This is a genomic window from Streptococcus sp. 10F2 (assembly GCF_054331515.2).
This window is the reverse complement of sequence record NZ_JBTGGE020000067.1, coordinates 1-7,155: the sequence shown is the minus strand read 5'-3', so window position 1 is coordinate 7,155 and position 7,155 is coordinate 1. Positions and strand designations below refer to the sequence as shown.

Annotated in this window: 8 protein-coding genes; 7 read left to right on the top strand and 1 reads right to left on the bottom strand. The window is 41.4% G+C overall.

Annotation, left to right across the window (positions count from 1 at the left end; all coding sequences use genetic code 11):
- The first annotated feature begins 318 nt into the window (after positions 1–318).
- The 7 genes from rpsB to ACXM1Q_RS08440 all read left to right on the top strand — a co-directional run bounded on the left by rpsB (position 319) and on the right by ACXM1Q_RS08440 (position 6,730).
- Positions 319–1,101, top strand: coding sequence for a 30S ribosomal protein S2 (gene rpsB, locus ACXM1Q_RS08470; RefSeq protein WP_458517695.1), 783 nt, complete (start codon positions 319–321; stop codon positions 1,099–1,101).
- Between the two features lie 69 nt (positions 1,102–1,170).
- Positions 1,171–2,214 (top strand): translation elongation factor Ts, encoded by a 1,044-nt coding sequence (tsf, locus tag ACXM1Q_RS08465; RefSeq protein ID WP_135038160.1) that lies wholly within the window; start codon positions 1,171–1,173, stop codon positions 2,212–2,214.
- Positions 2,215–2,555: 341 nt separating this feature from the next.
- On the top strand, positions 2,556–3,011 hold the full coding sequence (locus tag ACXM1Q_RS08460) for a CtsR family transcriptional regulator (protein ID WP_135038162.1): 456 nt from the start codon (positions 2,556–2,558) through the stop codon (positions 3,009–3,011).
- A 2-nt stretch (positions 3,012–3,013) separates the two neighbouring features.
- Positions 3,014–5,452: an ATP-dependent Clp protease ATP-binding subunit gene (locus ACXM1Q_RS08455; RefSeq protein WP_458517694.1), complete on the top strand. Its 2,439-nt coding sequence runs from the start codon at positions 3,014–3,016 to the stop codon at positions 5,450–5,452.
- 13 nt (positions 5,453–5,465) lie between these two features.
- On the top strand, positions 5,466–5,978 hold the full coding sequence (locus ACXM1Q_RS08450; RefSeq protein ID WP_458517693.1) for a GNAT family N-acetyltransferase: 513 nt from the start codon (positions 5,466–5,468) through the stop codon (positions 5,976–5,978).
- 153 nt (positions 5,979–6,131) lie between these two features.
- Positions 6,132–6,398 (top strand): AbrB/MazE/SpoVT family DNA-binding domain-containing protein, encoded by a 267-nt coding sequence (locus ACXM1Q_RS08445; protein WP_458517692.1) that lies wholly within the window; start codon positions 6,132–6,134, stop codon positions 6,396–6,398.
- Positions 6,392–6,730: a type II toxin-antitoxin system PemK/MazF family toxin gene (locus tag ACXM1Q_RS08440; protein WP_458517691.1), complete on the top strand. Its 339-nt coding sequence runs from the start codon at positions 6,392–6,394 to the stop codon at positions 6,728–6,730. Before ACXM1Q_RS08445 ends, ACXM1Q_RS08440 begins: the two co-directional genes overlap by 7 nt.
- A 128-nt stretch (positions 6,731–6,858) precedes the next feature.
- Here the strand turns inward: ACXM1Q_RS08440 and ACXM1Q_RS08435 are convergent.
- Positions 6,859–7,155 (bottom strand): transposase (locus ACXM1Q_RS08435; RefSeq protein ID WP_458517690.1); only part of this gene is annotated, 297 nt, incomplete at its 5' end.

Below are 7,155 nucleotides of genomic sequence, written 5' to 3'. Positions count from 1 at the left end.
GCCTTGGCTAGTTAGCCTAACAGCTCCAAACCTGCTATCAAATGAAATAAGGAATCGACATCAAAAAGTTAAAGTACTTAAATTTCTAATAAGGTGGGGTGGCTAACTTCATTTTAGAACTTTCAATTTGAAAAAGGAATTCTTTATCGTGCTAAATAGCGAATATTTCTCTTGTAATTTACAAAGAAATTCTTTATAATAAAGGAGTTGCTGTGCAACAAATACTCATTTTGAATGAATTGTGGGAGGGGTTGCCTTCGGGTCGTTCTGCAAGTTGAAATTCAAAAGAGGAAAAAACATTTTAAAGGAGAAATACTCATGGCAGTAATTTCAATGAAACAACTTCTTGAGGCTGGTGTACACTTTGGTCACCAAACTCGTCGCTGGAATCCTAAGATGGCTAAGTACATCTTTACAGAGCGTAACGGAATCCACGTTATTGACTTGCAACAAACAGTTAAATTTGCAGACCAAGCTTACGACTTTATGCGTGATGCAGCTGCAGAAGATGCAATCATCTTGTTTGTTGGTACTAAAAAGCAAGCTGCTGACGCTGTTAAAGAAGAAGCAGAACGTGCTGGTCAATACTACATCAACCACCGTTGGTTAGGTGGAACCCTTACAAACTGGGAAACTATCCAAAAACGTGTTGCTCGTTTGAAAGAAATCAAACGTATGGAAGAAGAAGGTGTCTTCGAAGTTCTTCCTAAGAAAGAAGTTGCACTTCTTAACAAACAACGTGCACGTCTTGAGAAATTCTTGGGTGGTATCGAAGATATGCCACGTATTCCTGACGTAATGTATGTCGTTGACCCACACAAAGAGCAAATCGCTGTGAAAGAAGCTAAAAAATTGGGTATCCCAGTTGTAGCGATGGTCGACACAAACACTGATCCAGATGATATCGATGTTATCATCCCTGCTAACGATGACGCTATCCGTGCGGTTAAATTGATCACTGCGAAAATGGCTGATGCTGTTATCGAAGGTCGTCAAGGTGAAGACAGCGTTGCTTCTGTTGAAGCTGAAATGGCAGCTGCAGCAGGACAAGCAGATTCAATCGAAGAAATCGTTGAAGTTGTTGAAGGATCAAACGAATAATCTTGTAACCCCAAAGGGCAGTGACCTCCGTCCTGTCCTTTTTTAAAAAAATTTTGGAGGAAAGCTCAAATGGCCAATATTACAGCCGCTCTTGTTAAAGAACTACGTGAAAAATCTGGTGCTGGTGTCATGGACGCCAAAAAAGCCTTGGTTGAAGTAGAGGGTGATATCGAAAAAGCGATTGAACTTCTTCGTGAAAAAGGTATGGCGAAAGCAGCTAAGAAAGCTGACCGTGTCGCTGCAGAAGGTTTGACAGGTGTTTACGTAAACGGTAACGTTGCTGCAGTTGTTGAAGTGAACGCAGAAACAGACTTCGTTGCGAAAAATGAACAATTCGTAAACTTGGTAAACGAAACTGCGAAAGTGATTGCAGAAGGTCAACCAGCAGATAACGAAGCTGCACTTGCTTTGGTAATGCCTTCAGGTGAAACACTTGAAGCAGCTTACGTCAATGCAACTGCAACGATTGGAGAGAAAATTTCATTCCGTCGTTTTGCTTTGTTGGAAAAAACAGATGCACAAGCATTTGGAGCTTACCAACATAACGGTGGCCGTATTGGTGTTATCTCTGTTATTGACGGTGGTGATGAAGCACTTGCTAAGCAAGTATCTATGCACATCGCTGCGATGAAACCGACTGTTCTTTCTTACAAAGAATTGGATGAGCAATTCGTGAAAGATGAGTTGGCACAATTGAACCACGCTATCGAGCAAGACAATGAAAGTCGTGCAATGGTTAACAAACCAGCACTTCCATTCTTGAAATATGGATCAAAAGCTCAATTGACGGATGATGTAATTGCACAAGCAGAAGAAGCTATCAAAGCAGAATTGGCTGCTGAAGGTAAGCCAGAAAAAATCTGGGATAAAATCATCCCAGGTAAAATGGATCGCTTCATGCTTGACAATACGAAAGTTGACCAAGCTTACACACTTCTTGCACAAGTCTACATCATGGATGACAGCAAAACTGTTGAAGCTTACCTAGATTCAGTAAATGCATCTGTTGTTGCATTCGCACGTTTTGAAGTTGGAGATGGTATCGAAAAAGCTTCAAACGACTTTGAATCAGAAGTTGCTGCAACTATGGCTGCTGCTCTTGGTCAAGACTAGTTTTTAGATAATGGTTGCTTTTTGGAAATTCATTGAGTTTCCAAAAAGAAGGCGGGGATTAGAGCCCTGCCTTTTTTATTATTGGGAACCATGCTTATAATCCAAAAGGTGAAGATTTGAGTCCTATTCAAATTGGAAGTAATTGCTAGTTCTAGAGTGTGACGTTTAATCTTAACTTTTGATTTAAACATCCTTTTTTAGTCCTTTTAATCTTGCAGAAATTAGGATATAATAAAAGTCAAAGATAGTCAGATTTCATTTTTTCGTTTTTTTTTACGAATAAGTACTTTGGGAGACCAAGTTACTAGGATGGAATGCTTACCAAATTAGAAAGGACTTCCATGGTAGCAAGAAATACCTCCGATAATATTGAAGAACATATCAAACAGCTTTTGGAGCAGATGGATATGGCGGTACTTAAGCGGAGTGAATTAGCGGAACTCTTTCAAGTAGTTCCAAGCCAGATTAATTACGTTATCAAGACCCGGTTTACAGAAAGCAAGGGCTACATTGTTGAAAGTAAGCGTGGGGGTGGTGGCTATATTCGAATTGGCCGAATCTCTTACTCCAACCATCACCAGCTGTTATTGGAGCTCCAAGATAAATTGGCCTCCCAATTAAGTGAGCAAGTTTATGAAGATATCTTACTGCTCCTAGTCGAAGAAGGGATTTTGGAAAGACGGGAAGCTACTTGGCTGCTGGCGGTTGCCTTGGATAGTGTCCTTGGCTCCGATGGCCCTCGTCTACGGACCCAGATGATGCGACAATTACTTAAAGAAATTGACAGAAGAGGATAAGAATGAAGTATTCAAATGCATTGATTGAGACCCTTGAAGTGGCTCATGCTTTTGCTAATAATTATGGTCGGGATCATTTAGAGACTTGGCATCTTCTAACCGGATTTTTAGTAAACCCTTATAGTATTGTAGGGTCTGCCTTTAAAGATGCACCGATTAATCTAGATCTTTTGGAAGAAAAGGCAGGGGAGATTGTCGGTTATCCTTATCGGGAACGCAAGGAAATGACCATTTTTCCTTTTTCCCCTTTGATGGAAAAGGTTTTTGAACGAGGGGAAGCGTTGGCTCAGCACTTAGGTGAGGATGAATTGGGGACGGAGCATATTTTTCTTGTCCTTTTAAAAGAAAGAGAATCCCTAGCAACTCAACTTCTATACGCTTCTGGCTTTGATCCAGAAGACAAGGAAGAATCGAAAAAACTTCAGGATTTGCGGAAGGATATTGAGGCACGTGCAGGTTGGTCCAAGGATGAGATTAAGTCGATCCGTACTTTTTTCCGTGGTAGCCGGCCGACTTCTCAACAAATGGCTAATATGATGGGGATGCCTCCTACTCAAAGTGGTGGTTTAGAGGACTATAGTCGTGATCTGACTGCTGCAGCACGTGCAGGTCAATTAGACCCCGTTGTTGGTCGTGAGGAAGAGATTGACCGTATGGTGCACATCTTGAGTCGGAAAACTAAAAATAATCCTGTGCTAGTTGGAGATTCTGGGGTTGGTAAGACCGCTCTAGCTTTGGGATTGGCCCAACGGATTGTGGCGGGTCAAGTTCCAGTAGCCCTCCAAGATATGCGGGTGATGGAATTGGACTTGATGAATGTTATTGCAGGTACTCGTTTCCGTGGGGACTTTGAGGAGCGGATGAACAATATTATTGATGATATCGAGAAGGAAGGGAATATCATTCTCTTTATCGATGAGCTCCACACGATTATTGGATCTGGTAGTGGAATTGACTCGACCTTGGATGCGGCTAATATTCTTAAACCAGCCCTAGCACGAGGAAACCTTCGTACTCTTGGGGCGACCACACAAGAGGAATACCAGAAGCATATTGAAAAAGATGCAGCCTTGGTTCGTCGTTTTGCTAAGGTTATTATCGAAGAGCCGAAAGAATCGGATTCTCTTGCGATTTTACAAGGACTTCGGCCGCGTTATGAGGAACATCATCAGGTCACCATTGAGGATGAGGCCTTGAAAACAGCTGTTCAAACTGCCAAGCGCTACCTGACTGCCAAACGCTTGCCAGATTCAGCCATTGATTTGTTGGATGAGGCAGCTGCAACGGTACAAAATCGAAGTTTGCGAACTTCTGAATATGATAAAAATGGTTTGACGGAATTGGATAGAGCCTTGATGAATGAAGAATTTAGCAAGGTTAAAAAACTGGTGAAAGAAGCCCAGAAACCGGTCGTTTTCAAGCACCGGGTAACCTCTGAGGATGTATTGCAGACCTTGAGTCGCTTGTCTGGCATTCCGGTGCAAAAATTGTCGAATACGGAAGCCAAGAAGTATTTGAATCTGGAAGTAGAGTTACACAAGCGTGTGATTGGGCAAGACCAGGCTGTCTCAGCTATTAGTCGTGCTATTCGACGCAATCGTTCAGGCCTACAAACCGGAAAACGTCCGATTGGTTCCTTCCTTTTCTTAGGTCCAACGGGTGTCGGAAAAACGGAGTTGGCCAAGGCTTTGGCGGAATTGCTTTTTGATGATGAAGAAGCTCTTATTCGTTTTGACATGAGTGAGTATATGGAGAAGTTTGCAGCGAGTCGTCTTAATGGAGCTCCTCCAGGCTATGTTGGTTATGAAGAGGGGGGTGAGTTGACGGAGAAGGTTCGGAATCGTCCTTACTCGGTTCTCCTCTTTGATGAGGTGGAGAAAGCTCATCCAGATATCTTCAACTTGCTCTTGCAGGTTCTAGATGACGGAGTTCTGACGGATAGCCGTGGCCGCAAGGTTGATTTTTCCAATACATTGATTATCATGACCTCCAATTTAGGTGCGACGGCTCTTCGTGATGACAAGGTTGTTGGTTTTGGCGCAGGGGACCTGCGCTTTGACCATGAAAGTATGGAAAAACGAATGTTTGAGGAATTGAAAAAGGCTTACCGCCCTGAATTTTTGAATCGTATTGATGAAAAGGTTGTCTTCCATAGCCTCACGGCCGAACAAATGCAAGAAATCGTCAAAGTAATGGTTAAGCCGATGGTTGCAGCTTTGGCAGCCAAGGATGTGGCCTTGAAATTCCAGCCAAGTGCTCTTAAACTTTTGGCGCAAAAAGGTTATGATCCAGAAAATGGAGCCCGTCCCCTTCGTCGAACTCTTCAAACTTTGGTGGAAGATCCCTTGTCTGAGTATCTTCTAGCTGGGGATTTGAAACCAGGTTCCACGATGAAGGTTGGGGTTAAGGCTGGGAAGCTAAAAATGGACATTCAACATTAAGAAAGGATAATAGATGATTCGACCAGTGATACTCGAGGAGGCTGCGATTCTCCGAGAACTGAGTTGTCTTACTTATCGAGATACTTTTCAAGGGACAACTTCTGAAGAAAATTTGCAAGAGCATCTAGATACGGCCTATGCTCTTCCACGGCTAGAGAAAGAGCTGCAGGATCCAGAAGTGGCCTACTATTTCTATCAAGAGGGCGAGAAGCTGCTAGGCTATCTTCGTCTCAACATTGGAAGTGCTCAGACGGAATCCATTCATGACAATAGTATGGAGATTGAGCGGATTTATATTCACCCAGATTACAAGGGTCGCGGTTTGGGGCAAGAATTCATGAATTTTGCCCTAGAACAGGCTCGAGAATTAGGAAAAACCGCTATTTGGTTGGGTGTCTGGGAGCATAACAAACCAGCTCTTGGATTTTACCAGAAAAACGGCTTCCATCAAGTGGGTCAGCATAACTTTGTGATGGGGGATGATGTGCAAACAGACCTCTTATACCTGAAGGAACTAAGCTTATAATGAAAAAAGACAAGATTGAATAAATGTCAATCTTGTCTTTTTCGAATAAGAAGATGAGGGAACTTTTAGAGGGAGTAAGAAATACTGATGGTTTTTAATTTTCTTTTGACAACAGGATATACTTGGGATATACTTTCATTGAGGAGGTGTGCTATGGAACCGACTATTCAAGAATATACAACTCTTTCTCAATGGGGAAATTCAAAGGCAACGAGAATACCATCTAGTATTTTGAAAGCTTTAGACATTGATTTAAATCAAAAATTTTCGATTTCGATTAAGGATCAATCAATTGTTCTAACACCAGAGAACCAACAGCCTTCTACGATTCATGAATTATTTGCTAATTGGGAAGATGATGGTATTCGGCAGGGAGAACTAGATTGGGGACCAGCTCAAGGGGGAGAAGTGGAATGGTAGTGACACAAGGTGATATTTTCTTTGTTAATTTTAACCCAAGTCTTGGTCATGAGCAGAAAAATAGTAGACCTGCGATTGCCTTGAGTCATGATTTGGTGACAGAGCTTAGTGGCTTAACAATTGTAGCTCCTATCTCGACTACAACTAGAACCTACCCGACTTATCATACACTAAAAACGAGTGAAAAGGTAAAAGGGAAGGTTATGCTTGATCGGACTATTGCATTGGATCTGCGTGCGAGAGGTGTCATCAAAGTAGAAGAATCACTTAGTAAATCTGAATTAAAGGAAATTCTTGCTAAGTATAAATTATTATTTGATCTAGTTTCATAATGCAGCTAGACATAAAAATCTAGTCTCAACCTTTTCTTGTGAACTGATCTTTAAAAGTTGGAAATAATTATTGAAAGGATTGAATCTTGTATTGCACAGGGCTCAGTCCTTTTAATGTTGTTTTATACTCATTTAAAATCAAAAATAGCAGAAGTCCATTCTCTATGAACAATGGATCTTAACTGAGTGGATGATAGACTTTGAATAACTTCTTGAAGTTTATCAATGACCTCATTTAATGTTTTAAAAACCTTATTCTTAAAGCCTAATTTGCGAATTTCTGCCCAAACTTGTTCAATCGGATTCATCTCTGGTGTATAAGGTGGAATAAATGTAAATTCAATATTCTCAGGAATATTCAATGTCTGTGATTTATGCCAAACTGCATTGTCCATGACTAAAATAATGTAATCATCGGGATAAGC